Here is a 26,126-nt window from a genome sequence, read left to right on the forward strand (position 1 = left end):
GAATGGATGCCCAACCCCAGACCCACTTCCGCTCATGCTGAGCTTGTCGAAGCATCTGGCGCAACCGCCGCGCCAGCACCCTTCGCCCTTCGACAGGCTCAGGATGAGCTCAGGGTGAGCGGGGTAGGGGGCTGGGGATGGCGGGTCGTGCAGCCCCTCAAAACGCCGGATCATACCCCGGCGGCAGCTCGCCATCGGTTGCGGTGCTGTCCGGCGAACCGGGCACATGGATGCCGCACTCCACCTTGTCCCAGCCCTTCCAACGGCCTGAACGCGGATCTTCTCCGGCGGCGACCTTGCTGGTGCAGGGGGCGCAGCCGATCGAGGGATAGCCCTGCGCCACCAGCGGATGGCGCGGCAAATCGTGCGCCACCATGTAGGCCTCAAGGTCCTCGGAGGTCCACGAGGCGAGCGGATTGAACTTCAGCCGCCCTTCCGCATCGGTGCGGTCTATCTCGAAGCGGGGGAGGCCGCTGCGCGTGGCGGATTGAAAGCCCTTGCGCCCGCTGATCGAGGCATCGAACGACAGGAGCGCGCGGGCCAGCGGCTGCACCTTGCGGATATCGCAGCAGCCATCCGGGTCCCACGACCAGCGCAGACCGTTCTCGTCCTTCTTGCCGACCTGCTCCATGTCCGGCTCGACGATCAGGAGGTTCGTGAGCCCGAGATGGGCCACCAGCGTGTCGCGATAGGCGATCGTTTCCGGGAAATGCTTGTGCGTTTCGAGGAAGATCACCGGGATCGACGGGTCCACCTGAGCGATCAGATGCAGCAGCACCGCGCTTTCCGCGCCGAAGCTGGAGACGACCGCGACATCGCCGATCAGCCGATCCTTGAGGACGCTGCGCAGCATTTCGGGCGTATCCGTGCCGCGAAACAGGTTGTTCAGCCGGATCGCGTCACTTTCGGTGAAGCGCGGCCCGGTCGAAAGCCGGTCAATCTGGCGCGTCTCTTTAGAGGCCATGGCGCTTGGCCCAGATGGGCGAGCGGCCGTCCACCGTCTTCTGATAAACATCGGGCCAGGTCGCGAAGGCCTGCTGCGCGGCTTCGGGCGCAATCGGCTTGGCGGGCGCAAAACCGTCGAATCCGCAGCGCTTCATATGGCTCAGCTGATCGAGCAACACATCACCCACCGCCCGCAGTTCGCCACTATAACCCGCCTCGCGCAGAATGCGGGCCGAGCTATAGCCGCGCCCGTCGCCATAGGCCGGGAAGCTCACTTCGACGAGCGCGAGGCGCGAAAGATGCGGCACCAGTGCGCGGGCATCCTCGCCCGGCTCGATGCGCACGGCAGCCGCGTTATCGGAAGCGAGAAAGTCCGCGAGCGACAGCACGGGCGCACCGGATGCCCCGTCAACACGCAGGCGCAGCAACGACTCAACCATAGATCGCCTCCTTGAACGGCGCAGCGCCGATGCGGCGGTAGGTATCGATGAAGCGCTCGCCCTCGGCGCGCGCCTTCAGGTACACGTCGGTCGCGGTCTCGATCGCGTCGACGATCCCGTCCTCGCTGAAGCCGGGGCCGATGATCTGTGCGAGCGAAGTATCCGCCGCTTCCGAACCACCGAACAGCAGCTGGTAGTTTTCGGTGCCTTTCTTGTCGACGCCGAGGATGCCGATGTGGCCCGCATGGTGGTGCCCGCAGGCGTTGATGCAGCCCGAAATCTTGAGCTTGAGCTCGCCCAGCGTCTGCTGCCGCTCCGGCGAGGCAAATCGCGCCGAGATCTTCTGCGCCAGCGGGATCGAGCGCGCATTCGCGAGGCTGCAGTAATCGAGGCCCGGGCAGGCGATGATATCGCCGATGAGGTCGAGGTTTGCGGTCGCAAGGCCGGCCGCATCAAGCTTCTGCCACAGCGCATAGAGGTCGCTCTGCTTCACATGCGGTAGCACGATGTTCTGCGTGTGCGTCACGCGCAGTTCGTCGAGGCTGTAGGCCTCCGCCAGCTCGGCCATCAGGCGGATCTGGTCTGCCGTGGCATCGCCCGGAATGCCGCCCGCAGGCTTGAGGCTGATGACGACCGCCTTGTAGCCCGCCTGCTTGTGCGCGGCGGTGTTCTGATCTGCCCACACGGCAAAGTCCGGATCGCTGCGGTCATAGCCATCGGCCAGCCCGCTCTCGAGGCCGGGATCGGCAAAGAACGCCGCAATCCGCTCGAACTCGGCCTGCGGCGGTTCCAGCCCCAGGGTGAGGATATGCGCGAACTCTTCCTCCACCTGGCGGCGGTATTCGTCCGCGCCGATCTCGTGGACGAGGATCTTGATCCGCGCCTTGTACTTGTTGTCGCGCCGGCCGTAGCGGTTGTAGACGCGAAGGCACGCCTCGGCGTAGCTCACCATCTGCAGCGCAGGCACGAACTCGCGGATCACCGGGGCAATCATCGGCGTGCGCCCCATACCGCCGCCCACATGGAAGCGCGCGCCGATCTCGCCGGCTTCGTTCGTCACGATCTGGATGCCGATATCGTGCAGCCGCATCGCCGCGCGGTCGGTATCGCTCGCGATCACCGCGATCTTGAACTTGCGCGGCAGGTAATCGAACTCCGGATGGAAGCTCGACCACTGGCGCAGCAGCTCGGCATAAGGGCGCGGATCGACCAGCTCGTCCGCAGCCGCCCCGGCAAAGTGGTCGGAGCTGATGTTGCGGATGCAGTTGCCGCTCGTCTGGATCGCATGCATCTCCACCGTCGCGAGATCGGCGAGGATCTGCGGCGTGTCTTCGAGCTTGATCCAGTTGTACTGGATGTTCTGCCGCGTGGTGAAGTGGCCGTAGCCGCGGTCATACTTGTCGGCGATATCGCCCAGCAGCCGCATCTGGCGACCGTTCAGCGTGCCATAGGGAATGGCGACACGCAGCATGTAGGCGTGGAGCTGGAGGTAGAGCCCGTTCTTCAGCCGCAGCGGCTTGAATTGGTCCTCGGTGATCTCACCCGCCATGCGCCGCGCCACTTGCCCGCGGAATTCCTCCACGCGGGCATCGACCATGGCCTGATCGTATTCGTCATACTGGTACATGTTCAGATCACCTGCCTGGCAGCATCGGGATCACCCGGCTTGAGCGAGAGGTCGAGCCGCACGGTCGGGCCGAGCGCCCGGATGCGGTCCTTGATATGCGCGGGGCGGACGCCCTCGGCGGTGCGGGTGGCGGCAATCGCATAGCTTGCGTTCACGCGCTGCGCGGCTTCCTCGGCGGCGAGGATCGCTGCGTCCTGATCGCCCACGTCCACCGCATCGTTCACATCGCGCGACCAGCCCTTGCCGTCCCACCAGACGACATCGCCGGATGCCAGATCATTCCCCGTCAAAATCTTCACGCAGCGGTCTCCGCTATCTTCAAAAGGTCCTGTGTGCGCTCACGCGCGGTCACTTCGCCGATCACGATGAGGGCAGGGCTCTTCACCTTCTCCTCGGCGACCAGCGCGCCAAGCCCCGCCAGCGCCCCGCGCAGCACGCGCATCGTGGGCCGTGCCGCGTTCTCGATCACGGCCACCGGCATGTCAGGCGCGAGGCCATCGGCCATCAGCTTCTCGGCAATCGCATCGCTCGTGGCGACACCCATGTAGATCACCAGCGTGCGGCCGACACCGGCCAACCCAGCCCAGTTCTGATCGGCGAGGCCCTTGCACTGGCCCGCCACGAAGCTGACAATCGAAGCGTTCTCGCGGTGCGTCAGCGGAATTTGCGCCGCCGCCGCCGCGCCCATCGCCGCGCTCACGCCCGGCACGACCTGAACCGGAACCCCGGCGGCATGGCAGGCCTCGGCCTCTTCCCCGCCGCGCCCGAAGATGAACGGATCGCCGCCCTTCAGCCGCACGACATCGTGCCCGGCCAGCGCCTCACGCACCAGCAGCGCATTGATATCGTCCTGCTGCATCGTGTGCCGCGCCCGGCTCTTGGCGACCGAAACCAGCCGCGCGTCTTCGGGGACCATCGCCATGATCGCCGGATCGACCAGCCCGTCATGCACGACCAGTTCCGCACAAGCGAGCAGCCGCGCTGCACGCAGCGTCAAAAGGTCCGGATCACCCGGGCCTGCGCCTACGAGGTAGACGGTTCCGATTCTTTTGGGCGCATTGTCCATGGGCGCCAGATGGTCGTTCGCCTCAGCAATCGCCAGCGAGGAAAGCTAGGGGGGCGGCTAGGTGAGCTTTAGCGCGTGGCCCACCCCCAACCCCTCCCGCAAGCGGGAGGGGAGTACCAGCGCTACCAATCTCCCCTCCCGCAAGCGGGAGGGGTCGGGGGTGGGCAAGCGGCAAAGCCAGACCTCCCAGAATACCTTGTCTTCACCGTTCGAACGGGTCTTAATGCGCCCAAACAGCAAAAGGGGGAGAAGCCGAATGGAACTGGTGCACGAGTTCACTTTCAGAGCCGGTCTGAAGCCACCCCTGCCTATTGGCGCAGGCCCCATCGGCACGCGCATGTATTACGAGATCGACGGCGGCGAGGTGGTCGGCGAGCGCCTGAATGGCACCATCCGCGGTGGCGGCGAGTGGGCGCTGATCGGGCCTGATGGCTATCTCCGGGTCGATGTCCGCGCCCAGGTCGAAACCCCTGATGGTGCCTTTCTCTATGTGCAGTATTTCGGCCTGCTCGAAATGAATGCCGCCGTCATGGGCGCCATCGAGAACGGCACCGGCACCGAATTCAGCGATCAGTATTTCTGCACCAACCCGAGGATCGAAACCGGGGACCCGCGCTATAGCTGGGTCAACACGACGTTCTTCGTCGGCGAAGGCCGCGTCCTGCCAGGGCTCGGGATCGAATACCGCGTCTACCGTCCGGCAAGGGGAGCGGCGGGCTGACGCGCTTCAGTCAGCCCTGCCTATAACATTCCTCTCAACAAGGCACACCGCGCACCCCCATCTGGGGCCTCCCCCGACTTGGCGAGGAGCCTCAAGCCCTGTCCCATCGGCTCGTCATGCCGCCGCAATGGCCTCGATCTCGACCAGCCAGTCGTCGGTCAGCGTCTGTGCCACGATGGCGGTGGTCGGAATGCGGTGCTCGCCCAATGCGGCGAGGCGGGCGGCCGCATTGGCGTCGGCATAGCTCGCGTCGCGTAGGTAGCTGGTCAGCCGCACCAGATTGTCGGTTGTCATGCCCGCGCTCGCCAGAATGGCGCGCAGGTTGTTCCAGACGCAGTCCAGCTGTTCCTCGAGCGTGGGCGGTGCGGAGAAATCGGGGCGCAGGCCCATCGTTCCGCTGATGAACAGCAGACGCTGCGGCCCGCGCACCTCGATGGCGTGAACCCAGTCGCCGCCCGTCGCATAGACGCCTTCAGTGGGATTGTGCGTGATCACTTCCATGACGATCTCCTTGATTATCCTTTAGTCACAATGGCCTGTGCATGCCGCAGCCGCAGGCTCGCGCTGGCCGGAAGGATAGGTGGGGCCTCGTCAGTGGGGCAAGGTCAGATGTGTCCGATCTGCTACGGATTGTCAGGTCCGCGCCGAGCCAGTGCCTCGGCCAACACCCGCAGCCCATCCGAATCCCGCAGCGTCACGTCCGATTGCGGCAGGGGGATGCTCACGCTGCTGTCCTTCAGCGCGTGCCACGCCGCCTTCAGCACATCCGAACGCACATTGCCCACGCCGTTTTCCGGGTCGTCGATCGAGATATAGATCAGCAGCTGGATCGCGCTCGGCCCGAACGCATCGAGCAGGATCGAAGGCTCCGGGTCCTTCAGCACGCGCGGCACCGTCAGCGCCGCTTCCAGCAGCAGCTTTTCGGCAAGCTCCAGATCGCTGCCGTAGGCCACGTTCACCGGAATCGTGATCCCGACCATGCGCGAGGAGTACGACCAGTTCTCCACTTGCGTGGTCATCAGGATTTCGTTCGGGATCAGGATCTCGCGGTTGTCGCGCGTCGTCACCGAAACCGCGCGCACGCCGATGCGGCTGACTTCGCCGAAGGTGCTGCCCTTGGTGTCGGTCACCGCGATGACGTCGCCCGGCTTGATCGAGCGGTCCATGAGGAGGATCACGCCTGCGATCAGGTTGCCGAAGGTCTTCTGCAGGCCAAAGCCGACCGCGAGGCCGAAGGCGCCCGAAAACACCGTCAGGGTGGTGAGATTGATCCCCACTGCATCAATGCCGACAAGCACCGCGATGGTCCACACGGTCACCGTCATCAGCTTCTCGCCGAGCGCGCGCTGCGTCCCGTCGAGGCCCTTCATGCTCCGCACCATGCGCCGCCCGACCCGGCCGGCCACGCGGCCGAACGCGATCACGAGCACGACGACGACGATCATCCAAACCGCGTTGAACAGCGAGATATGCGTGCGGCCCACGTCGAAGCCGACATCGTCGAGCGAGGCGGCCCATTCCGTGATCGTGCGGCGCAGCTTGGTCCACTCGCTCATGCCGCCGCACTCCATACGCCCAGCGCGCGTTCCAGATCGGCGATCAGGTCGGCCGTATCCTCAAGGCCAATCGAAAGCCGCACACCAAAGCGGTCGCCCTCGTCCAGCCCCGGCAGCGGCCAGGGGCTTGCAGTGCGGATCGGCGCGGGATCGACCGGGGTGGCCAGGCTCTCGAACCCGCCCCACGAGAAGCCGATGCCGAACAGCGCCAGCGCATCGATCAGCGCGTCGCGCGCTGCGGAGGTTCCGCCCTCGAGCACGAAGCTGAACAGCCCGCAGCCACCGGTGAAATCGCGCTTCCACAGGTCATGCCCGGGCGATCCCGGCAGCATCGGGCAGAGCACCTTTGCCACCTCGGGCCGCCCTTCCAGCCACTGCGCAATCGCCAGTGCCGAGGCCGTCTCCTGCGTCAGCCGCAGGCCCATCGTGCGCAGCCCCCGCAGCATCAGCGCGGCATCATCGGGCGAGACGACATTGCCCAGCCCCTGTGCCCGCACGCGCAGCTTCCTGTGCCATTCCGGCCCCGCGCTCGCGCTGCCCATCATCACGTCGGAATGCCCGCCGACATGCTTGGTCAGGCTCATGATCGCAATGTCCGCCCCGCGCTCCAGCGCCGGAAAGCCCAATGGCGAGGCCCAGGTGTTGTCGAGCACCACGGTCAGCCCATGCGCCTTGGCGATGGCGGAAAGCGCGGGCACATCGCAGACTTCGATGGTCAGGCTCCCCGGCGATTCCAGCAGCACCGCCTTGGTGCGCGGGCAGATCGCCGCCTCGAACGCCGCCGGATCGCTGGCATCGAACCAGCGCGTTTCCACGCCGAAATCCTTGAGGAGGCCGCGCCCCATGGCCCGGCTCGGCTCATAGGCATTGTCGATCATCAGCAGCACATCGCCCGGCCGCAGCACTGTCAGCAGCGCGCCCATGATCGCCGCTACGCCGGAAGGATAGAGCACCGTGCCCTCGGCTCCTGGCTCCAGCGCCGTCAATGCCTCGGCCAAGGCCCACTGCGTCGGCGCGCCCCGGCGGCCATAGTAGAACCTGCCGTCCTCATTCGCCGGATGCGCCCTCAGCGCCGCCATATCGGGATAGAGATGCGTGCTCGCCCGGTAGACCGGCGGATTGACCACCGCACCGGGATGGTCCGCCGTGCCCGTCCACTCCGCCCGCCGACCTGCGCCGACCAGCCGCGTGCCGGTGCCATGGTGTTCGCTGTCATGTTCCGCCATGCGCCGGTCTTAGGGGGATTTGCGGAGAAAGGGAATCACGCAGTCCAACCCAAACCCAGACCTGCGCCAAAGCCAAAGCCCGCTCATGCTGAGCCTGTCGAAGCGGCTGCACCAACACCCTTCGACAAGCTCAGGATGAGCGGGGAAGGGAAGTGCGAGGCAGGTTCCTGAACCAGGCCCAAGAGGGGGCCAAAATCGAACAGAGGATCGGGGGAAGGCACACAGCATTGCCGGGCCTCCCCACACAGTCGGGGGAAGCACTCACAGCCAGGCCGGACTTCCCACACAAGTTTGGGGGAAAGCACTTGGCAAAGCCCGACTTTCCACTCCGCTTACAAAACTGCCACGCGCCAGACGGCTTGCAAAGCAGAGAACGGTTGGAAACGGACCCTTTCCGGAGATGCCCCTAGCGCGCCGCCCCCGTCTCCTTCGGCGTCTCGGGATCCGCGCCCCATTCGCTCCAACTGCCGTCATAGAGCGCCACATCATCCTTGCCGATGAGGTGCAGCGCGAAGATCAGCACGTTGGCGGTGACGCCCGAACCGCAGCTGGTAATGATCGGGCGGGTGAGGTCCACGCCGGCCGCCTCGAACACATCCCGGATGTCGCCCGGGCTCTTCCACGTGCCATCCGGGCGAAACAGGCTGGCGTAATAGACATTGCGCGCGCCCGGAATGTGTCCGCTGGCAAGCCCCGGCTTCACTTCGGCCACTTCGCCGGTGAACCGCCCCGGCCCGCGCGCATCGATCACCAGTTCGCGCCCGCTGCTCAGGTTCGCCAGCACGTCTTCTTTGCTGCGCACGGTGCGGTCATCGCTCCACACGGTGAAGTGCCGGTGCCGCAGCGTTTCGCGCCCTTGCGCGCATTTGCGGCCTTCCGCCTTCCACTTGGCGATCCCGCCATCGAGCAACGCCACGTTGGTCGCGCCGAACATCGTCAGCATGAACCACGCGCGCGTGGCCGAACGGATCGGGCTGTCGTCATAGATCACGATGCGGCTGCCATCACCAAGCCCAAGGCTCTGCATCCGGCTGGCAAAGCGCTCGGCGCTGGGGAGCATGTTCATCCCCGGCCGGGCAGGGTCGGTCAGTTCCGCAAGGTTCATGAACACCGCGCCAGGAATATGGCACGCCTCGTATTCCAGCAGCGGATTGCGTCCGTGCTCGGGCAGAAAGGCGCTGGCATCAACGATGCGCAGATCGCTCGCGCCCAGCTCGCTGGCGAGCCACTGGGTCGAGACCAGGGAATCCATGGGGTCAGCTCCGTCCTGCATGCGGCCCGTCTCTGCGGGTCCTTGAGGGTGAGACTAGTCGCGCGCCCCGCTGCCGTCACGCCAAAAATGGGGCGAATCCGCCGTTCCTTGCCGGACGGTTTCTCGCAAAGAGCAGAAAGGAAGCAGAGACCGCAGGGGGGTGGCGGATAGCGGCGAAGCCGCTGGCTATATCGTGCGCTGCCTGTTGAGTTTTGCCGCCGACTGGCAGCACAGCCTCTCTACGCTCTTCCTTCTCCTCTGCGCCTCTGCGAGAAACCCCTTTCCCCTTCTGACAGCCCGCTTGCTCCCGCGCCCGCCCGGGTCCAAAGGCGCGGGCGCAAGAAAGGACCCGTCATGACCGATATCGGCGCCACCCCCCTCCACCTCGGCCAGTCGAGCAGCCTGCCCGCTTCGCCCGAAGCGGCCGTGCTCGATTACGTGCCCAATCCGCGCGCCGGCTCGCTGTTCCTCGTGCGCTTTGCCGCGCCCGAATTCACTTCGCTCTGCCCGGTCACCGGGCAGCCCGATTTCGCGCATCTCGTGATCGATTACGCGCCGGGCGAGACGATCGTGGAATCGAAGTCGCTCAAGCTGTTCCTCGGCGCATTCCGGAACCATGCCGGCTTCCACGAAGACGTCACCGTCGGCATCGGCCAGCGCCTCTTTGCCGAAATGCACCCCAGGTGGCTACGCATCGGCGGCTACTGGTATCCGCGCGGCGGCATTCCGATCGACGTGTTCTGGCAATCGGATGCGCCCCCCGCCGGGCTGTGGGTGCCCGATCAGGGGGTCGCCTCCTATCGCGGCCGGGGCTGAGCCGGGGGCGGCTCAGCGCCCCCAGTAACCGCCGCGATAGCGCCCCGCTTCTTCGTCGATCCAGCGATCGATCCGCGCGTAGTCCCGGCCGATCCTGTCCACCGCGCGCCAATCGCCTTCGGCGCATTCGTGCTGTTCCTTCCACTGCAGCCGGTCGATTTCCCGCTGGATGCGCTGCGCCGCGCGGTAATCGATCAGGCCGCGGCTGGTCTTGAAGCGCAGTTCGCGCTCCAGCCGATAGCCGCGCTGGCCCGAGCAGGTGCCGCCGGAATCGCCGCGATCACCAGACCAGCCGCCGCCATAAGGCTGCGCATAGCCCCAGCCATTCCCGCGCCAGTCATGCGCGCTCGCCGTACCGCTGATGGCCACTGCGCTGCCAAGTGCAAGTGCTGTGGCAAGGACCTTCGTCATCGTCTTCATCGTACTACCCCTTCACTGGTGCCGATGAACACGTTCTGCCTGATTCGCCTTGGCATGAGCCTGAATGCGCCGTTGGCTTTCGTTCAGGTTCAGGACTACTTTGCTGAACGAACGGCACAGCCTCTTGCGCCCGCCGCGCTCCCTGCCGAAAAGGACGCGCAAGGAGGGCGCCGGCACATCAGGCCGCCCCGGGAGAGAGCATGCACATGAAGGGTGATACCGATTTTACCGGCCGCAAGGTCCTCGTCGTCGGCGGATCGAGCGGCATCGGCAATGGCGTCGCCCATGCCTTCCGCCAGCGCGGCGCGGCCGTGCATGTCTGGGGCACGCGCGCGCGGGCAGATGATTACGATCCCGCCGAAGGCTCCGATCTCACCGGCCTCGGCTACACCAGCGTGGATGTCGGCGATCCCGCCGCCATCGAAGCCGCGCCCATGCCCTTCGATAGCCTCGACGTCCTCGTCCTTTCGCAAGGCACCGTCGTCTACAAGCGCGGCGAGTTCGAGCAGGCCGGCTGGGACAAGGTCATGGCCGTCAACCTCGACAGCCTGATGAACTGCGCGCGCAAGTTCAAACCGCAATTGGCTGAAACCAGAGGCAGCCTCATCACGGTCAGCTCGGTCGCCGGTTTCGGCGCCAATGTCGGCAACCCCGCCTATGCCGCATCCAAGGCGGGCGCGGTCAGCCTCACCCGCACGCTCGGCAATGCCTGGGCTGGGGACGGCATCCGCGTGAACGGCATCGCCCCCGGCCTCGTCGATACCAAGCTCACCAAAGTGACCACCCAGCACCCCGAACGCCTCGCCGGCTCGCTCGCCCGCATCCCGCAAGGCCGCCTCGGCACGCCGGAAGACATGGCAGGCGCCGTCCTCTTCCTCGCCAGCCCGCTCGCCGCCTATGTGACAGGGCAGACCTTGATCGTCGATGGGGGGCTCACACTGTGAATCACAGTCCAATGCACTTCCCCGCCGCCCCCACTCCGCTCACCCTGAGCCTGTCGAAGGGTGTTTGCCGCAAACGCTGCGCCCGCATGCTTCGACAAGCTCAGCATGAGCGGGATTGGTCGCGGTATGGTGGGGCGAAAGCACGAAAAGGTCTCTGCGCATGAAAGCCCTGCGCTATTACGGCGCGCGCGATGTCCGCTATGAAAGCATGGACGATCCCGCGCCCCAGTCCCTCGCCGATGCCGTCGTGCGCGTCACCGCCTGCTCGATCTGCGGGTCAGACCTTCACATCTACCACGGCCACGGCTTCTCGGAGGACGTGGGCTTTTGCGTCGGCCACGAAGCGGTGGGCGAAGTGGTCGAAGTCGGCAGCGCGGTCCAGCGCGTGAAGGTGGGCGATCTCGTCATGCTCCCCGCCGCGGTCGGCTGCGGCCGCTGCCGCTCGTGCCTGTCCGGCCTCGTCCACACCTGCGAAAACGGCGCGCTTGCCTGCTATGGCCTCTCCGCCCGCCTGCAAGGCTCGCAAGCCGAAGCCGTGCGCGTCCCCGCGGCAGACATGAACGCCGTCCCCATCCCGGAAGGCGTGAGCGAAGATCAGGCGCTGATGATGACCGACGCGCTCGCCACCGCCTGGTTCGGCGCGCGGCAGGCCGATATCCGGCCCGGCAGTTCGGTCGCGGTGATCGGCCTCGGCCCCATCGGCCTCATGGCGGTCGAAAGCGCCTGGGTCATGGGCGCGCATGTGGTCTACGCGATCGACCCGATCCCCGAACGCCGCGCCATGGCCGAAGCATCGGGCGCAATCACCCTCCACCCGGACGAAGCGCTCGAACGCATCAAGGCCGACACCAAAGGCCGCAAGCTCGATTGCGTGGTCGAAGTCGTCGGCAGCGACGCCACGGTCGATTTCGCGCTGCGGCTGGTGCGCCCGCGCGGCACCGTCTCGGTCATCGGGGTCCAGCAATCACGCCGCTTCGCCTTCCCCTTGGAACGCGCCTTTGCAGCAGGCCTCACCTTCCGCATCGGCACTTGCTCGGTGCCTGAGGAACTGCCCGCGCTGTTCCCGCTCGTCCAGTCCGGCCGCCTGAAGCCCGAACGCACGATCACCCACCGGATGCCGCTGAGCGAAGGCGCAGAAGCCTACCGCCTGTTCGAAGCGCGCGAGGCAGGGGCGCTGAAGATGGTGTTGACGCCGGATTGACCCAACGTCCGCCGCGTAACCCACCTTCGTCATTGCGAGGAGCGCAGTGACGAAGCAATCCAGAGCAGATAAACGCAACGCCAAACCTAAGCGCAAATCTCCGCAAACAAATCCCGCCATGCCGGATTTCCCGCCTCGATCAGCGCGAGCTTGCGCCGCCGCGATCCACCCTTGAGCTGCTTCTCGCGCTCAATTGCATGTTCCATCGTCGCATGAAGTTCGTACCAAACCAGCGTCTTGCACCCGTGCCGTTTGGTGAAGCCTGCAACCATCGCTTCCCGGTGCTGCCAGACACGTTGCGGCAGATTGCTGGTCACGCCGACATACGTCGTCCCGTTGCGCTGCGAGGCCATGATGTAGACCGCTGGCTGGAAGTCGCGCTGCATCGCTCTGGATTGCTTCGTCGCTGCGCTCCTCGCAATGACGAAGGTAGGGCTGGAACCAAAGTCGAAGCATCTCCCACCCCAACGGCCGTCCCCCAAACTTCGTCATTGCGAGCGGAGCGAAGCAATCCAGAGCGGCCAGACACTACCCCGCCACCACCAACTCAACCCCCGCCGCGCGCACCATCGCCGCATGTTCCGGCGCGATCCCCGCGTCGGTCACCAGCACATCCACCTCATCCAGCCCGCACACGATGGTGCCCGAGCCCGAAGCGAACTTCCCCGAATCCACCAGTAGGATCACCTGCTCGGCCCGGTCGATCAGCCGCCGCTCCGCTGCCACCAGCACAACATCCTGTTGCATCACCCCCTGCGGCCCCACTGAAGCTGCGCCCATGAACAGTTTGGGCGCGTGGAAGCGCGGCATCGATTCCTCGCCCGCTGCGGCCAGAATGATGTTCTGTTCGCGAAACACCGTGCCCGAAGGCACCAGAATGCGCGTGCCGGCCTGGCTCAGCAGCGCGTTCACGATGTGGAGCGAATTGGTCAGCACCTGCAGGCCAAGGCCCGCCAGATGCGGGCACATCTGCAAGGTGGTCGTGCCGCCGTCGATCATCACGCCTTCGCCCGGCTCGCACAGCGCCGCCGCCGCCGCGCCGATGGCGCGCTTTGCTGCCATGTTGCGGTTGATCGATTGGTCAAACGGCGTGCCTGCCAGCTGCAGCACCGGCGCGCGTTGCCCTTCCGCCAGCTTCGCCCCGCCATGCACGCGCACGATCAGGCCTGCCTCTTCCAGCCGCGCCAGATCGCGCCGGATCGTCGCGGGCGAGGCATCGAGCATGGCCTCCAGTTCGCGATAGGTGACAAAGCCGGTGCCCTGCATCGCCTCGACGATCACCTTCTCGCGCTCTGCCGCGTGCACATTCGTCCCCTGATTACTTCCAATCAGAAACCGTCATGCCGCTCGGCCTCGAGTTGTTCAAGGCTTTTGCCTTCGTTGCGGGGTGCCCAAGCGTAGCCGATCACGCCCGAAACGATGAGGAACCCCGTCAGGATCAGCGCCAGCGTGGTAAAGCCTGTCGCCGTCAGCAGCGGCACGAAAAAGCTGAATACGCCAAGGCTCACCCGCACCACGGCAAAGCATATGCCCTGCGCGGTCGAGCGCAGCATGGTGGGAAACTGCTCCGCGCTCCAAAGCTGGAAAAAGCTCTGCGCGCCAAACCCGCCGCCAAATTGCAGCAGGAACACGTAGAGCAGCGCCACCGGGATGGTCAGCGGAAACACCGCTAGCAGCCCCATGCCCACGACTTGAATCACCGCCGAAATCGCAAACAGCGTGCGCTGGTTCACCCGGTCCGCCAGCGGCATGAACACCAACCCGATGGAGGCCATGCCGATGGCGAACGACAGCGCCTGAATGCCCACCGCCTGCGCCTGCGTCGCCGCGCCTACCGTGCGCAGGATATAAGGGAAGAAGAACCCGTTGGTCCCCGCCCAAAGGTTCCAGAAGCCATACATGCCGACAAGCCCGAGGATCGAGCCGAGATGCTTGCCCTTGAACAGCGAGGAAATCGGCGGCCGCTTCTCGCCAGAGGCCTGCGCCTCCGTCCACCGCACCGATTCCGCCATGCGCGAACGCAGGAACGTCAGACCCAGCGCGATCACCAAAAGGTGCGCAAACACGATCCGCGCGCCCAGTTCGCCAAGGCCTGTCAGCGCGAGGCTCATCAGCAAGACGACGACTGGCCCCAGATACCACAGCACTTGCGCCATGCCCGAATGCCGCGCCCGCTGCCCGTCCGGCGCACCCTCTGCAATCAAGGACCACGAGGCCGGAATATCTGCGCCCACCGCCAGACCCACGATCAGGAACCCCGCCACGATCATCCACGGCGCGACGGCAAACACCAGAAGCGCCATGCCCGCAGCATAGATCAGCATGTCCCACTGGTAGATCGTCTTGCGCCCCAGCCGGTCGCACAGAATGCCACCCACCAGTGCCCCTAGGCCCGCACCGATCGCATTCGGCCCAAACGCGCCGAGCAGGCCCAGAAACCCCGGCGAGAGGTGGTAATGCTCCTGCCACAAGGCCAGCGCCACCGATCCCGCTACGATCGAGCCCGCGTCGATATAGTTGGCCAGCCCCGCCAGAATCGTGTCACGCCAGTGGTGCGAAGGTGCCGTCAACTACTCTCTCCCATGCGTCATCTCGAACCGACGCTCAGCGTAAAAAATCCCCGTCGCCCCGTGCTTGACACGGGGCTTGGCTAGACTTGGCCGCCCAAGAAAGCCCAGGCCCGTGTCGAGCACGGGCCGACGAGAACGTATTGAGGAGTTCAATCCCAACATGCCAAATTGTCCCGGCCGATATCGCGCACCCGCGTCACCCCCGTCAGCGCCATCGCCACGCGCATTTCCGCTTCGATCAGCGCCAGCATTTTCGAAACCCCGGCCTCGCCCCCGGCGGCGAGAGCGAAGGCCCACGCGCGGCCCAGCAGCACACCCTTGGCGCCCATCGCCAGCAGCCGTACCACATCGAGCCCCGAGCGCACGCCGCCATCCGCCAGCACGGTCAGCCGGTCGCCCACCGCATCGGCAATCGGCGGCAAGGCGCGCGCGCTCGAAAGCACTCCGTCCAGCTGCCGCCCGCCATGGTTGGAAACCACAATGCCATCGGCGCCCACTTCGGCGGCCTGCCGCGCGTCCTGCGGATCGAGAATGCCCTTGAGGATCAGCGGCCCAGACCACTCGCTGCGGATGAAATCGAGGTCGCGCCAGTTGATGCCGGGATCGAAATTCGCCCGCATCCACGCGAAGAAATCCTCCAGCCCCGTCCGCCCCTTCAGCACCGGCGCGATATTGCCCAGATGATGCGGACGGCCCATGAGGCCCACGTCCCACGCCCAGCCGGGCCGCATCGCAGCCTGCGCGGTGCGGCGCAGATCGCCCAGCAGGCCGGACGCGCCTGCAAGGCCAGACCGCACATCGCGGTAGCGGCTTCCCGGCACCGGCATGTCCACGGTAAAGATCAGCGCCGAGCACTGCGCCTCGCGCGCCTCGGCCAGCAGATCGCGCATATGGCCCCGGTCGCGGATCATGTAGAGCTGAAACCAGAAGGGCTTGCTCGCCGCAGCGGCTACTTCGCTCAACGGGCATACCGATACGGTCGAAAGCGTGAACGGCACTCCGGCCTTCTCCGCCGCGCGCACCGCCTGAACCTCGCCGCGCCGCGCATTCATGCCCGCAAGACCAATCGGCGCGAGCGCAACCGGCATGGCCAGCTTCTGCCCAAACAGCTCCGCCGAAAGATCGATATCCGCCACATCGGCCAGCACCCGCTGGCGCAGGGCGATCCCGGCAAGGTCAGCCACGTTCCGCCGCAGCGTCTCTTCCGCATAGGAGCCGCCATCGAGATATTCGAACAGGAAGTGCGGCAGCCGCCGCCGCGCGGCTTCACGGAAATCGGCGATATTGGCGATGATCACGGCGTAGTCTCCAGCAGCCAGCGCGCGCGATAGGCTAGGATATCGCCGGCCAGCGGCTCCACCTGCCGCAAGCGCGCCGCGGGCGCCAGTGCGGGATCAATCAGCCGCAGCGCGCCGAATGCCGCATCTGCCGGCCCGTCCGCCACCATGACACGGCTTTCGGGCCGCAGCGCCGCCAGCGCCCGCACGAAAACCTCGGCACCGGCAAACCGCCCCTCCACCAGCAGCGTCTGCTTCGCGCCGATCAGGTCCATCGCGGCATCCACTATCAACGCCGCATAAAGGCACGCGGCTGCGCGGCGGTCTTCCGGCTCGGCAATCCAGCGCGCCACTGAATCGGGAAACGGCCCGCAGCCCGGCGCCAAGGTCGGCAGCAGCATCGCGCCGCTCTCAAGCACCCTCGGTACGTCAGCCAGCAGCGCCGCCTGCTCCGCCGGACCATCCACCGCCGCGCCGCCAGCGGCGATTTCAATCTCCCGTCCGCCCATGAACCGGGCCGAAGGCACCGCGCGGCCCTCAACGTCCACGTTTACCAGACAATCGCGCCCCTCGGGCAGCACCGGCGCAGCCCCCTGCGCCCGCCGCATGGCAACGAACCAGGTGCCAGTAGAGAGAACCGTCGCTTCCCCATCCGCTACTTCGGCAAACCCGCGCGCGCCATGCAGCGCCGCGTTGGAATCATGCACGCCCGCCAGAACCTTCACTTGGCCCGAAAGCCCCGTCGCCGCCGCAATTTCCGGCTTCAATGTGCCCACCACTTCGCCTGCGCGCACAAGCGGCGCAAACCGCTCGGACCAGCCCATGCGCTGCGCCAGCGGCGAAAATGCACCCGCCGCCGGCGCCCACAGATCGGTATGGCACCCCAGCGAGCTCACCTCGCTCACCGCCGCGCCGCTCAGAAACCACGCCCAGTATTGCGCCCAAGGCAGCAGTGTCACGCCCTCTAGTGCACCCTGTTCCTCCAGCCACCACAGCTGCGCGCCAAGGTTCAGCCCGTGGGGCAGGGCAGGGGAGCCAGTCACGCCGAAGGGATCGCGCACGGCCCGGTAGCGCGCCATCGCGTCTGTCGGAATCGCCGCTTCATAGTCCAGTGGCGCAAAGTCCAGCGCACCGTCCCGCAGCGCCGCCACGCCCGCGCCATGGCCGACAGGCACGATCGCTTCCACCGGATGCGCGGCAAAGGCACCCAGCGCTTCGATCAGCCACGCCGCAATTCCTGTCACATCGAGAGCGCCGCCTGCCGCTACATTGGCCCGCGTGCGCACATCAAGCCGCCGCCCGGCCCGGTCCCATAGGGAAACCTTGGCCAGCGTCTTGCCCAGATCGATCACGATGAATGCGCCGCCTGTCAGCGCCTCTCTCCCCTTGTCTGAAACGATCATTATCAATCAATATTGATCGTTTCCAGTAGAAATGTTAGCAGACCCATCAAGCGCAGCCCGATTACTGCCGCCGGAAGGATGCCATGAACGCCCATACGCCCGTAAGCCCCGCGATTCCCTTCGCCGTGCCCACCAGCCGCTGGGACGATGCGCATGCCGCCACGCTGAGCCCCGAGGAATTGCTCCTCTATCGCTCCAACCTCCTTGGCAGCGACCTTACCGTCACAAACTTCGGCGGCGGCAACACTTCGGCCAAGCTCACCGGCACCGATCCGCTCACTGGCGCGCAAGTCCCCGTGCTCTGGGTCAAAGGCTCGGGCGGCGATATCGGCTCGATGAAGCTCGATGGCTTTTCAACGCTCTGTCAGGACAAGCTGCTCGCTCTCGAAGCGCACTACAGCGGCCCGGATGACGACGACACAATGGTCGGCTTTCTCCCCCACTGCACCTTCAACCTCAATGGCCGCGCCGCCAGCATCGATACGCCGCTGCATTCGCTGCTGCCCTTCGCCCACGTCGATCACGTCCACCCGGATGCGATCATCGCGCTCGCTGCAAGCTCGGGCGGGGAGGCGGCGACGCAGGAAATCTGGAGCGGAAAGATCGGCTGGCTCCCCTGGAAGCGCCCCGGCTACACCCTCGGCGTGATGCTGCGCGACTATGTCCGCGCGAACCCGCATGTGCAGGGCGTCATGCTCGCCGGCCACGGGATCATCTGCTGGGCCGATACGGCGAAGGCCGCCTACGAACACACCATCAGCCTGATCGCGGACGCCGCCCGCTTTCTCAACCAGGCGCTCGCCGCAAAGCCCGCGTTCGGCGGCCAGATCGTTGCCCCGAACCCGGACCGCGCCGCCATCGCCGCCGATCTCATGCCCCGCCTGCGCGGCCTGATGACCGGCGCGCGCCGCAAGCTGGGGCATTTCTCCGATGATGCCGAAGCCCTCGAATTCACCGGCAGCGCCCACTTCCAGCGCCTCGCCGCGCTCGGCACCTCGTGCCCCGATCACTTCCTGCGCACCAAGATCGCGCCGCTTGACCTCGATCCCGCGCGTCTGACCGATGACGCGTATCTTGCGCAGCAGCTTGCCGATTACCGCGCGATGTACGCCGCCTATTACGAACGCTGCAAACGCCCCAATTCCCCTGCCATGCGCGATCCCAACCCGGTCGTCGTCCTCGTCCCCGGCGTGGGCCGCATCACCTTCGCCACCGACAAGACCACCGCCCGCCTCGCCGGAGAATTCTACGGCAACGCGATCAATGTCATGCGCGGGGCCGAGGCCATTGGCGACTACATCGCGCTCGACGAACAGGAAGCCTTCGACATCGAGTATTGGCTGCTCGAGGAAGCCAAGCTCCAGCGCATGCCCGCGCCCAAGCCGATGGTCGGCCGCATCGCGCTCGTCACCGGCGGCGCCGGCGGGATCGGCGCCGCCACCGCCGTCCGCCTGCTCAGGGAAGGCGCCTGCGTGCTGCTCGCAGACCGCGACGGCGAAGCGCTGGATAGCACCCGCGAAGGCCTCGCGCAGCAGTTCGGCAAGGATGTGATCCGCACGGCCACTTGCGATGTCACCGACGAAGCCCAGGTCGCCGCGGCCTTCGCCACTTGCGCGCGCGAATTCGGCGGGCTCGACATGCTCGTCGCCAACGCGGGCATCGCCAGCTCGGCCACCATCGAGGAAACCACGCTAAGCCTCTGGCACCGCAACCACGATGTCCTCGCGCAAGGCTATTTCCTCACCGCCCGTGCGGCTTGGCCGCTGCTCAAGCGCATGAAGGAGCAGGGCGGCTCGTCGGTCGTCTTCATCGGCTCCAAGAACGCCGTAGCCGCCGCTGCCGGGGCCTCCGCCTATGCCTCGGCCAAGGCCGCTGCCAACCACCTCGCACGCTGCCTTGCCTTGGAAGGCGCGCCCGTTGGCATCCGCGTCAACATCGTCAACCCCGATGCAGTCATCCGCGGCAGCCGCATCTGGGACGGCGATTGGCGCAAGGAACGCGCTGCCGCCAACAAGGTCGATGCGGGCGAGGAACTCGAAGCCCACTACCGCAATCGATCGCTACTGAAGCGCGACGTGCTGCCCGAGGATATCGCCGAAGCCGCCGCCTGGCTCGCCTCCGATCTTTCGGCCAAGTCCACCGGCAACATGATCAATGTTGACGCGGGCAACGTCCAGGCGTTCACCCGGTAATGCTCGCAACCATCTGTTTCATATAACTCTTCGTCACCCTGAACTTGTTTCAGGGTCCATCCTTCCGCCCACGCGGAGCGCCGCGTTCGACAACCAAGCCTCTCGGTTTGCGGCTTCCCGGACAGCACGGCGCATGTGGCACAATGGACCCTGAAACAAGTTCAGGGTGACAAGGAAAAAGAGAGAGCGATTGCCCCGCACCGCAAGGAAGCGGCAGAAAGGAATACGATGACGCAGTTCCCCATCTCGTCCGACCTTATCGGGACACGCAACGCAGCCCACCTCGCGGCGCTCGAGGACGACTACGCCGCCCTCGGCCGCAAGCTCGCCCGCGCCGGGATCGAGATCGATGCCGTCAAGGCCAAGGTCGCCCAGTTCTCCGTCGCCGTTCCCTCATGGGGCGCAGGGCGCGGCGGCACGCGCTTTGCCAAGTTCCCCATCCCCGGCGAGCCCACCAATATCCACGAGAAGCTTGAAGACTGCGCCGTCATCCAGCAGCTCGGCCGCAGCACGCCGCGCGTCAGCCCACATTTCCCGTGGGACAAGGTCAGCGATTACAAGGCCCTGCGCGAAGAAGCGGCCAGCCTCGGCCTCGGCTTCGATGCGGTCAATTCCAACACCTTTCAGGACCAGCCTGGCCAGCCGAACACCTATGCCAACGGCTCGCTCGCCGCGCAGGATGCCGCCACCCGCGCGCAGGCGGTGGAACACAACATCGAATGCATCGAAATCGGCCGCCAGCTCGGCTCCACGGACCTCACCGTCTGGGTAGGGGATGGCACCAATTTTCCCGGCCAGCAGGACCTTGGCCGCAGCCTTGATCGCTATCTCGAAGCCGCCGCGCAGATCTACGCCGCGCTGCCGGATGACTGGCGCATGCTGCTCGAACACAAGATGTTCGAGCCTGCGTTCTACTCCACCGTCATCTCGGACTGGGGCTCCTCGATCCTCGCCGCGCAGGAACTCGGCCCCAAGGCCAAGTGCCTCGTCGATCTGGGGCACCATGCGCCGAACGTGAACATCGAACAGATCGTCGCCCGGCTCCACCGCTTCGGCAAACTGGGCGGCTTCCATTTCAACGATAGCAAATACGGCGACGACGACCTCGATTCAGGCGCGATCAATCCGCACCAGCTGTTCCTCGTGTTCAACGAACTGGTCGAAGCAGAGCTTAATCCGAGGGACGGCTTCAACCCCAGCTACATGATCGACCAGTCGCATAACGTGACAGATCCCATCGAATCGATGCTGTCTTCTGCCGAAACCATCGCCCAATGCTACGCCAAGGCCGCGCTGGTGGACCGCGCTGCGCTCCACGCCGCGCAGGAAGCCAACGATACGATGATGGCCTTCCAGGCGCTGCGCCGCGCCTACAACACCGATGTCGCCCCCATCCTCGCCATGGCGCGCATGGAAGCGGGCGGCGCGATCGATGTGCTGGAGGCCTTCCGCCTCAGCCAGTACCGCAGCCGCAAGGCACAGGAACGCACGGCTGTGGGGCTCGGCGCGGGGATCGTCTGAAGATTGCACCGGATATCTGACGATATCTTGTCAAAATCCTGTCACGAAACTGGCATTCGATTGCAACCGATGGTCTAGAGACTGCCGGAATCCGGGAGCCTGACCATCAGACAGATCGCCGCCTTGCCCTATCGCTTCGAAGAAGTGCAGGCCGATACGCAAGTTCGGCTGATGCTGGTCACCTCGCGTGAGACCAAGCGCTGGGTCATTCCCAAGGGCAATCTTTCCGCCTCGATGCTGCCCCATATGGCCGCCGCGCGTGAGGCGGAAGAAGAGGCCGGCGTTGCCGGGGCGGCTTGCCCCACCCCCCTCGGCAGCTATCGCTACCGCAAGAAGCGCGGCAACGGCGCCTCGCTGATGGTCGATGTCGATGTCTTCCCGCTCGCCGTCACGCGCGAAATGCCCGCGTGGAAGGAACAGCACCAGCGCGAGCGCCGCTGGTTCACGCTGGCCGAAGCGGCAGACGCGGTGGACGAGCCCGATCTGCGAGATCTCATCCGATCTTTCGCCGCATCCGAATTCAAGGCAGCGACACAGCGCACGAGTGTGCTAGGGGCCGTGGCGCACCATACACGGATCGGATCGATGTTCGCCTGGTTTCAGCGTCTCTTGCCCCGATCGGGCAACTTCTTCGACATGTTCGAGGCCCACGCCACCACAGTCCTCGCCGCTTCGGATGCGATGGCGCGGCTGCTCGAAGAAGGCTCATCCAGCGCCGATCACATCCGCGAGATCAACGAGCGCGAGAACGACGCCGACGAGATTACCCGCACCGTGCTGCAGACCGTGCGCAAGACCTTCCTCACGCCATTCGACCGCGGCGCGATCACCAGCCTGATCGGCGCGATGGACGATACGGTGGACGAGATGCAGGCCGCCGCCAACGCGATCAGAATTTATGATGTGAAGACCTTCGCGCCCGAAATGCGCGACATGGCCGCGATCATCGTCGATGCCGCGCGCGTCATGGCCGAAGCCGTGCCGCTGCTGCGCGATGTCGCGCGCAACGGCACGCGGCTGCACGAGCTGACCGAGCGGCTGGTGCGCATGGAATCGCATGCGGACGAGATCCACGCCGCCGGCCTGCGCCGCGCGCTGCGCGATCACGGCGCCACCGATACGCTGCGCTTCGTGGTCGAGCGCGAAGTCTACAAGCACCTCGAACGCATCGTCGATGCCTTCGAGGATGCCGCCAATGAAATCGACGGCATCGTCATCGATCATTCCTGAGGAGGGCTGATCCATGCATGAGCTTGCCTTCCCGTTGCTCGTCGGGCTGATCGCCATCGCTCTGGCGTTCGATTATCTGAACGGCCTCCACGATGCCGCCAATTCCATCGCCACGGTGGTCGCCACCCGGCTGCTGACACCGGTGCAGGCGGTCATTTTCGCCGCAGTGTTCAACGCGGGCGCCTATTTCCTCACGATCAGTTTTCCCAGCCTACAGGCCGTCGCCGCCACCATCGGCAAGGGGCTGATCGACAAGGATCTCGTCACTCCCGCCGTCGTCTTCGGCGCGCTGATCGGGGCCAGCGTGTGGAACATCCTCACCTGGCTCAAGGGCATTCCTTCCTCGAGCAGCCATGCGCTCGTCGGTGGCCTGATCGGCTCGGGCCTTGCCCATGCCGGCATGACCGGCATCCAGTGGAGCGGCCTCAACAAGACGCTGATCGCCATCGTGCTTTCGCCCACCATCGGCATGATGCTGGCGATGATGGTCATGCTCATCACCAGCTGGCTGTTCCGCCGCTCCTCCGCGCGCACGGCGGAAACGCGCTTCCGCTATCTGCACCTCGTCTCGTCCGCCGCCTATTCGCTCAGCCACGGCCTCAACGATGCGCAAAAGACGATGGGGATCATCACCGTCCTGCTCTATTCGACCGGGCGCCTCACCGGCCCGTTCGAAGTGCCCCACTGGGTGGCGATCAGCTGTTATCTCGCCATCGGGCTCGGCACGCTGACGGGCGGGTGGAAGATCATCGAGACGATGGGCGGGCGCATCACCAAGCTCTCGCAGCACCAGGGCTTCAGCGCCTCGCTGGCAGGCTCGATCGTACTGTTCGGCGCCTCCGCGCTCGGCGTCCCCGTCTCGACCACCCACACCGTCACCGGCGCAATCATCGGCGCCGGCACCGCCCGCCGCGCCTCCGCCGTGCGCTGGGGCGTCGCGCAGAGCGTGGTCGTGGCATGGATCATCACGATCCCCGCCTCCGCCGCCGTGGGTGCGCTGTTCTACGGCTTGACGACGCTGTTCTGATTTCGCGGGTAAGTGGTGCCGGCTACAGGATTCGAACCCCCAGCGGAGCCGCTTGCGGCGCAGCGCATCAAGAATGCCACGGGTTTGTAAGCGCGAGGGTGATGGTGCCGGCTACAGGATTCGAACCCACAGCGGAGCCGCTTGCGGCGCAGCGCATCAAGAATGCCCCGGGTTCGTAAGCGCTAGGGTGATGGTGCCGGCTACAGGATTCGAACCCGTGGCCCCCTGATTACAAATCAGGTGCTCTACCAACTGAGCTAAGCCGGCCTTGGCGCCGTCCATAGCGTCAGGTGGCGCCAAAGGTCCAGCCCTCGGTGCGGGCAATTACCTCCGAAAGGCCCGCCGGGGCCCACAGCGCCGGATCGTGCGCCACCTTGCGCAGCCAGGCTGCCGTGATCAGCGCGTCGCTGGTGTGGTCGTCAACCGCGCCTTCCAGCCTTGCCGATGCGCTCCCCAGCCGCGCCAGCGCCGTATCGAGCTCCGCGCCGTCCCTGATCTTGGAGCGCCCCGCGCTGCGTCCCGCCGCCATCGCCGCAATCGTCGTGTAGATCTCGCAGACCACCGAGCCAGCCTCCGGCAGCGGATCGATCGGCCAGACCGGCAGCGCACCCTGCAATCGGTGCAGCACGCGCATGCCCGAAAGGCTCGATTTGCCGACCTGCGCCGCGCCGACCAGATTGAAGTTCGAATAGGGTGTGCAGCCCATCGCCCGCTGCGCCAGCTCGGTCACGCGAAACCGCCCGCGCCCGCCTCCGAAGGCCGCTCCTTCGCGCCCGCCATGCCGCCGGAAGTGCGCCGAAGCTTCGGGATGATCGACAAACGCGCTCACCGACAAATGCGACTCTTCTTCGCACACCGCATCAATCAGCGCCCACAAGGCCTTGGCATCGGCAGGGCTTTGCGCCCATCCCGGAAAGAACGCACCCCTGTCTGCAAAGGCGAGGGAGATGCCCAGATCCATCCCCACCAAGGTGTTTGCCGGCAGGTCATCCCGCAGCCACTCAAGCACCTCGCCTCGCGACCAGCGATGCCCCGGCCGCACCAGCTTCGGCGCCGCGCCGCCTTCCCCGCAGATCGCCAGCGCAATGCCCCGGTGCCGCTCGCCAGCTGCGCCGGACCAATCGATAGCGGCAAAATGCCGGAACCGGTTCGGGTTCATTCCCCCCGCCGCTCGCGCCGCTTCTTGTCCCACCAGTCCAGCCGCTTCACGATCTCGCGCTCGAACCCGCGCTCCACCGGTTTGTAGAACTGCTGCGGCCGCATCTCTTCCGGCCAGTAGTCCGCGCCGGAAAAGCCATCCTCGGCCTCGTGGTCATAAGCATAGCCTTCGCCATAGCCGATGTCCTTCATCAGCTTGGTCGGCGCATTCAGGATATGCGCGGGCGGGCTGAGCGAACCTGTCTCCCGCGCGCTCTTGAAGGCCGCCTTCTGCGCCGCATAGGCCGCGTTCGATTTGGGCGCGGTCGCAAGGTAGAGGCACGCCTGCACGATCGCCAGCTCCCCCTCCGGCGAGCCCAGAAACTGGTACGCATCCTTCGCCGCAAGGCACTGCACCAGCGCTTGCGGATCCGCCAGCCCGATATCCTCGCTGGCAAAGCGCACCAGCCGCCGCAGCACGTAGAGCGGCTCCTCGCCCGCCGTCAGCATCCGCGCCATGTAGTAGAGCGCGGCCTGCGGGTCCGATCCGCGCAGCGCCTTGTGGAGCGCGGAAATCAGATTGTAGTGCCCGTCGCGGTCCTTGTCGTAGACCGCCACGCGCCGCATCAGGAACTTCGCCAGTTCTTCCGGCCCCAGCGGGGCGGGGAGGGAGACATCGAACAACGTTTCGGCCTGCCCAAGCAGAAACCGCCCGTCGCCATCCGCCGAAGCGATCAGCGCCTCGCGCGCCGGCGGGGTGAGGGGGAGCCTGAGGCCCGTCAGTTCCTCTGCCCGCGTCAGCAGCGATCCCAGCGCCTCGGCATCGAGCCGGTGCAGGATCAGCACTTGCGCCCGGCTCAGCAGCGCGGCGTTCAGCGCAAAGCTCGGGTTCTCGGTCGTTGCGCCTACCAGCGTGACGGTGCCCTTCTCGACAAAGGGCAGAAACCCGTCCTGCTGCGCGCGGTTGAAGCGGTGGATCTCGTCCACGAACAGCAGCGTCTTGCGCCCGATCTGCGCCATCGCCTCAGCCTCGGCAAAGGCCTTCTTGAGGTCCGCCACGCCAGAAAACACCGCGCTGATTGCCACATAGCGCAGCCCCACCGCATCGGCGAGCAGCCGCGCGATGGTCGTCTTGCCGGTGCCCGGCGGGCCCCACAGGATGATCGAGGAAAGCTTGCCCGCCGCCACCATCCGGCCAATCGCGCCATCCGGCCCGGTCAGATGATCCTGCCCGACGACTTCGCCAAGGTTCGCCGGACGCAGCCGCTCGGCCAACGGCGCATCGTGGCCGGCCGTATCGCGCGGTGTTTCGGCAGGGGAGGGGGCGAACAGGTCGGACATCCGACTCCGGCACTACCAACGCAGGCCTTGCCCGTCACCCCGGACGTTGCGCGGCGCGCCCAGCGCAGGAAGAATAGCCGAACCCCCGGTCAAGCCCGGGGTGACGGGATTATGTATCTGAAAGATGGCTCATTTCTTCCTTCGTCACCCCGGACTTGATCCGGGGTTTGGCTTCCTTCCGCCGCCCGGCCCGCAAAAACTCTCGCCCACCCCC

At 65.9% G+C, this 26,126-nt stretch carries 25 protein-coding genes and 1 tRNA gene; 8 read left to right on the forward strand and 18 right to left on the reverse strand.

What is annotated here, in order from left to right; all coding sequences use genetic code 11:
- Positions 1–157: 157 nt before the first annotated feature.
- The 5 genes from ACODS2_RS04630 to cobA are packed head-to-tail and all read right to left on the reverse strand — an operon-like array spanning position 158 to position 4,078.
- Positions 158–964 carry a phosphoadenylyl-sulfate reductase gene (locus ACODS2_RS04630; protein ID WP_488997753.1) on the reverse strand — a complete coding sequence of 269 codons (807 nt, stop codon included), beginning with the start codon at positions 962–964 and terminating at the stop codon, positions 158–160.
- The gene (locus ACODS2_RS04635) at positions 954–1,385 is read right to left on the reverse strand and encodes a DUF934 domain-containing protein (protein ID WP_488997754.1); all 432 of its coding nucleotides are present in this window, start codon (positions 1,383–1,385) and stop codon (positions 954–956) included. Before ACODS2_RS04635 ends, ACODS2_RS04630 begins: the two co-directional genes overlap by 11 nt.
- Positions 1,378–3,012, reverse strand: coding sequence for a nitrite/sulfite reductase (locus ACODS2_RS04640; protein WP_488997755.1), 1,635 nt, complete (start codon positions 3,010–3,012; stop codon positions 1,378–1,380). The genes ACODS2_RS04635 and ACODS2_RS04640 overlap by 8 nt, the downstream gene beginning before the upstream one ends.
- A 2-nt stretch (positions 3,013–3,014) precedes the next feature.
- Positions 3,015–3,311 carry a DUF2849 domain-containing protein gene (locus ACODS2_RS04645; RefSeq protein WP_488997756.1) on the reverse strand — a complete coding sequence of 99 codons (297 nt, stop codon included), beginning with the start codon at positions 3,309–3,311 and terminating at the stop codon, positions 3,015–3,017.
- Complete coding sequence (gene cobA / locus ACODS2_RS04650; protein ID WP_488997757.1) at positions 3,308–4,078, reverse strand: uroporphyrinogen-III C-methyltransferase; 771 nt, start codon at positions 4,076–4,078, stop codon at positions 3,308–3,310. The genes ACODS2_RS04645 and cobA overlap by 4 nt, the downstream gene beginning before the upstream one ends.
- A gap of 256 nt (positions 4,079–4,334) precedes the next feature.
- On the opposite strand from cobA, the gene ACODS2_RS04655 reads away from it, so the two are divergent.
- Positions 4,335–4,799 (forward strand): DUF3237 domain-containing protein, encoded by a 465-nt coding sequence (locus tag ACODS2_RS04655; protein WP_488997758.1) that lies wholly within the window; start codon positions 4,335–4,337, stop codon positions 4,797–4,799.
- A 114-nt stretch (positions 4,800–4,913) separates the two neighbouring features.
- Here ACODS2_RS04655 and ACODS2_RS04660 read toward each other — a convergent pair whose 3' ends face one another.
- From ACODS2_RS04660 to sseA, 4 genes are all read right to left on the reverse strand, one after another.
- Positions 4,914–5,300: a RidA family protein gene (locus ACODS2_RS04660; RefSeq protein WP_488997759.1), complete on the reverse strand. Its 387-nt coding sequence runs from the start codon at positions 5,298–5,300 to the stop codon at positions 4,914–4,916.
- A gap of 122 nt (positions 5,301–5,422) precedes the next feature.
- Positions 5,423–6,355 carry a mechanosensitive ion channel family protein gene (locus ACODS2_RS04665; RefSeq protein WP_488997760.1) on the reverse strand — a complete coding sequence of 311 codons (933 nt, stop codon included), beginning with the start codon at positions 6,353–6,355 and terminating at the stop codon, positions 5,423–5,425.
- Positions 6,352–7,581: a cystathionine beta-lyase gene (gene metC / locus ACODS2_RS04670; protein ID WP_488997761.1), complete on the reverse strand. Its 1,230-nt coding sequence runs from the start codon at positions 7,579–7,581 to the stop codon at positions 6,352–6,354. Before metC ends, ACODS2_RS04665 begins: the two co-directional genes overlap by 4 nt.
- Positions 7,582–7,987: 406 nt before the next feature.
- Positions 7,988–8,833, reverse strand: coding sequence for a 3-mercaptopyruvate sulfurtransferase (sseA, locus tag ACODS2_RS04675; RefSeq protein ID WP_488997762.1), 846 nt, complete (start codon positions 8,831–8,833; stop codon positions 7,988–7,990).
- A gap of 354 nt (positions 8,834–9,187) precedes the next feature.
- Here sseA and queF point away from each other — a divergent pair, with 354 nt between their 5' ends.
- On the forward strand, positions 9,188–9,649 hold the full coding sequence (gene queF / locus ACODS2_RS04680) for a preQ(1) synthase (RefSeq protein WP_488997763.1): 462 nt from the start codon (positions 9,188–9,190) through the stop codon (positions 9,647–9,649).
- Between the two features lie 12 nt (positions 9,650–9,661).
- Here queF and ACODS2_RS04685 read toward each other — a convergent pair whose 3' ends face one another.
- Positions 9,662–10,069 (reverse strand): histidine kinase, encoded by a 408-nt coding sequence (locus tag ACODS2_RS04685; protein ID WP_488997764.1) that lies wholly within the window; start codon positions 10,067–10,069, stop codon positions 9,662–9,664.
- Between the two features lie 206 nt (positions 10,070–10,275).
- Between ACODS2_RS04685 and ACODS2_RS04690 the strand changes: the two genes are divergently transcribed.
- Both ACODS2_RS04690 and ACODS2_RS04695 read left to right on the forward strand, forming a co-directional pair.
- Positions 10,276–11,013, forward strand: a complete 738-nt coding sequence (locus tag ACODS2_RS04690) for an SDR family NAD(P)-dependent oxidoreductase (RefSeq protein WP_488997765.1) — start codon at positions 10,276–10,278, stop codon at positions 11,011–11,013.
- A 160-nt stretch (positions 11,014–11,173) separates the two neighbouring features.
- Entirely contained in the window at positions 11,174–12,214 is a 1,041-nt protein-coding gene (locus ACODS2_RS04695) for an alcohol dehydrogenase family protein (RefSeq protein ID WP_488997766.1), read from the forward strand.
- An 86-nt stretch (positions 12,215–12,300) separates the two neighbouring features.
- Here the strand turns inward: ACODS2_RS04695 and ACODS2_RS04700 are convergent, their stop codons facing one another.
- The 5 genes from ACODS2_RS04700 to ACODS2_RS04720 all read right to left on the reverse strand — a co-directional run bounded on the left by ACODS2_RS04700 (position 12,301) and on the right by ACODS2_RS04720 (position 17,464).
- Entirely contained in the window at positions 12,301–12,600 is a 300-nt protein-coding gene (locus ACODS2_RS04700) for a GIY-YIG nuclease family protein (RefSeq protein WP_298171167.1), read from the reverse strand.
- A 142-nt stretch (positions 12,601–12,742) separates the two neighbouring features.
- The gene (locus tag ACODS2_RS04705) at positions 12,743–13,519 is read right to left on the reverse strand and encodes a DeoR/GlpR family DNA-binding transcription regulator (RefSeq protein WP_488997767.1); all 777 of its coding nucleotides are present in this window, start codon (positions 13,517–13,519) and stop codon (positions 12,743–12,745) included.
- Positions 13,520–13,542: 23 nt separating this feature from the next.
- Positions 13,543–14,784, reverse strand: coding sequence for an MFS transporter (locus ACODS2_RS04710; RefSeq protein WP_488997768.1), 1,242 nt, complete (start codon positions 14,782–14,784; stop codon positions 13,543–13,545).
- Positions 14,785–14,933: 149 nt separating this feature from the next.
- Positions 14,934–16,082 carry an FMN-dependent L-lactate dehydrogenase LldD gene (gene lldD, locus ACODS2_RS04715; RefSeq protein WP_488997769.1) on the reverse strand — a complete coding sequence of 383 codons (1,149 nt, stop codon included), beginning with the start codon at positions 16,080–16,082 and terminating at the stop codon, positions 14,934–14,936.
- Positions 16,079–17,464, reverse strand: coding sequence for an FGGY-family carbohydrate kinase (locus ACODS2_RS04720; protein WP_488997770.1), 1,386 nt, complete (start codon positions 17,462–17,464; stop codon positions 16,079–16,081). Before ACODS2_RS04720 ends, lldD begins: the two co-directional genes overlap by 4 nt.
- A gap of 83 nt (positions 17,465–17,547) precedes the next feature.
- Here ACODS2_RS04720 and ACODS2_RS04725 point away from each other — a divergent pair, with 83 nt between their 5' ends.
- From ACODS2_RS04725 to ACODS2_RS04740, 4 genes are all read left to right on the forward strand, one after another.
- Positions 17,548–19,656: a bifunctional rhamnulose-1-phosphate aldolase/short-chain dehydrogenase gene (locus ACODS2_RS04725; protein ID WP_488997771.1), complete on the forward strand. Its 2,109-nt coding sequence runs from the start codon at positions 17,548–17,550 to the stop codon at positions 19,654–19,656.
- 228 nt (positions 19,657–19,884) lie between these two features.
- On the forward strand, positions 19,885–21,177 hold the full coding sequence (gene rhaI / locus ACODS2_RS04730) for an L-rhamnose catabolism isomerase (RefSeq protein WP_488997772.1): 1,293 nt from the start codon (positions 19,885–19,887) through the stop codon (positions 21,175–21,177).
- Between the two features lie 168 nt (positions 21,178–21,345).
- The gene (locus ACODS2_RS04735) at positions 21,346–22,407 is read left to right on the forward strand and encodes a DUF47 family protein (RefSeq protein ID WP_488997919.1); all 1,062 of its coding nucleotides are present in this window, start codon (positions 21,346–21,348) and stop codon (positions 22,405–22,407) included.
- Positions 22,408–22,420: 13 nt separating this feature from the next.
- Complete coding sequence (locus ACODS2_RS04740; protein ID WP_488997773.1) at positions 22,421–23,434, forward strand: inorganic phosphate transporter; 1,014 nt, start codon at positions 22,421–22,423, stop codon at positions 23,432–23,434.
- Between the two features lie 191 nt (positions 23,435–23,625).
- Here ACODS2_RS04740 and ACODS2_RS04745 read toward each other — a convergent pair.
- From ACODS2_RS04745 to ACODS2_RS04755, 3 genes are all read right to left on the reverse strand, one after another.
- Positions 23,626–23,701 (reverse strand) — tRNA-Thr (locus ACODS2_RS04745).
- Positions 23,702–23,720: 19 nt separating this feature from the next.
- On the reverse strand, positions 23,721–24,593 hold the full coding sequence (locus ACODS2_RS04750) for a hypothetical protein (RefSeq protein ID WP_488997774.1): 873 nt from the start codon (positions 24,591–24,593) through the stop codon (positions 23,721–23,723).
- On the reverse strand, positions 24,590–25,912 hold the full coding sequence (locus tag ACODS2_RS04755; protein WP_488997775.1) for a replication-associated recombination protein A: 1,323 nt from the start codon (positions 25,910–25,912) through the stop codon (positions 24,590–24,592). The genes ACODS2_RS04750 and ACODS2_RS04755 overlap by 4 nt, the downstream gene beginning before the upstream one ends.
- Between the last annotated feature and the right edge of the window lie 214 nt (positions 25,913–26,126).

The organism is Novosphingobium sp. FG137 (assembly GCF_057809735.1).

Coding starts and splice junctions, on each gene's coding strand:
- ACODS2_RS04630 (WP_488997753.1), bottom strand. CDS start 964: ATGGCCTCTAAAGAGACGCGCCAGATTGACCGGCTTTCGACCGGGCCG.
- ACODS2_RS04635 (WP_488997754.1), bottom strand. CDS start 1,385: ATGGTTGAGTCGTTGCTGCGCCTGCGTGTTGACGGGGCATCCGGTGCG.
- ACODS2_RS04640 (WP_488997755.1), bottom strand. CDS start 3,012: ATGTACCAGTATGACGAATACGATCAGGCCATGGTCGATGCCCGCGTG.
- cobA (WP_488997757.1), bottom strand. CDS start 4,078: ATGGACAATGCGCCCAAAAGAATCGGAACCGTCTACCTCGTAGGCGCA.
- ACODS2_RS04655 (WP_488997758.1), top strand. CDS start 4,335: ATGGAACTGGTGCACGAGTTCACTTTCAGAGCCGGTCTGAAGCCACCC.
- ACODS2_RS04660 (WP_488997759.1), bottom strand. CDS start 5,300: ATGGAAGTGATCACGCACAATCCCACTGAAGGCGTCTATGCGACGGGC.
- ACODS2_RS04665 (WP_488997760.1), bottom strand. CDS start 6,355: ATGAGCGAGTGGACCAAGCTGCGCCGCACGATCACGGAATGGGCCGCC.
- metC (WP_488997761.1), bottom strand. CDS start 7,581: ATGGCGGAACATGACAGCGAACACCATGGCACCGGCACGCGGCTGGTC.
- sseA (WP_488997762.1), bottom strand. CDS start 8,833: ATGGATTCCCTGGTCTCGACCCAGTGGCTCGCCAGCGAGCTGGGCGCG.
- queF (WP_488997763.1), top strand. CDS start 9,188: ATGACCGATATCGGCGCCACCCCCCTCCACCTCGGCCAGTCGAGCAGC.
- ACODS2_RS04685 (WP_488997764.1), bottom strand. CDS start 10,069: ATGAAGACGATGACGAAGGTCCTTGCCACAGCACTTGCACTTGGCAGC.
- ACODS2_RS04690 (WP_488997765.1), top strand. CDS start 10,276: ATGAAGGGTGATACCGATTTTACCGGCCGCAAGGTCCTCGTCGTCGGC.
- ACODS2_RS04695 (WP_488997766.1), top strand. CDS start 11,174: ATGAAAGCCCTGCGCTATTACGGCGCGCGCGATGTCCGCTATGAAAGC.
- ACODS2_RS04700 (WP_298171167.1), bottom strand. CDS start 12,600: ATGCAGCGCGACTTCCAGCCAGCGGTCTACATCATGGCCTCGCAGCGC.
- ACODS2_RS04720 (WP_488997770.1), bottom strand. CDS start 17,464: ATGATCGTTTCAGACAAGGGGAGAGAGGCGCTGACAGGCGGCGCATTC.
- ACODS2_RS04725 (WP_488997771.1), top strand. CDS start 17,548: ATGAACGCCCATACGCCCGTAAGCCCCGCGATTCCCTTCGCCGTGCCC.
- rhaI (WP_488997772.1), top strand. CDS start 19,885: ATGACGCAGTTCCCCATCTCGTCCGACCTTATCGGGACACGCAACGCA.
- ACODS2_RS04740 (WP_488997773.1), top strand. CDS start 22,421: ATGCATGAGCTTGCCTTCCCGTTGCTCGTCGGGCTGATCGCCATCGCT.
- ACODS2_RS04750 (WP_488997774.1), bottom strand. CDS start 24,593: ATGAACCCGAACCGGTTCCGGCATTTTGCCGCTATCGATTGGTCCGGC.
- ACODS2_RS04755 (WP_488997775.1), bottom strand. CDS start 25,912: ATGTCCGACCTGTTCGCCCCCTCCCCTGCCGAAACACCGCGCGATACG.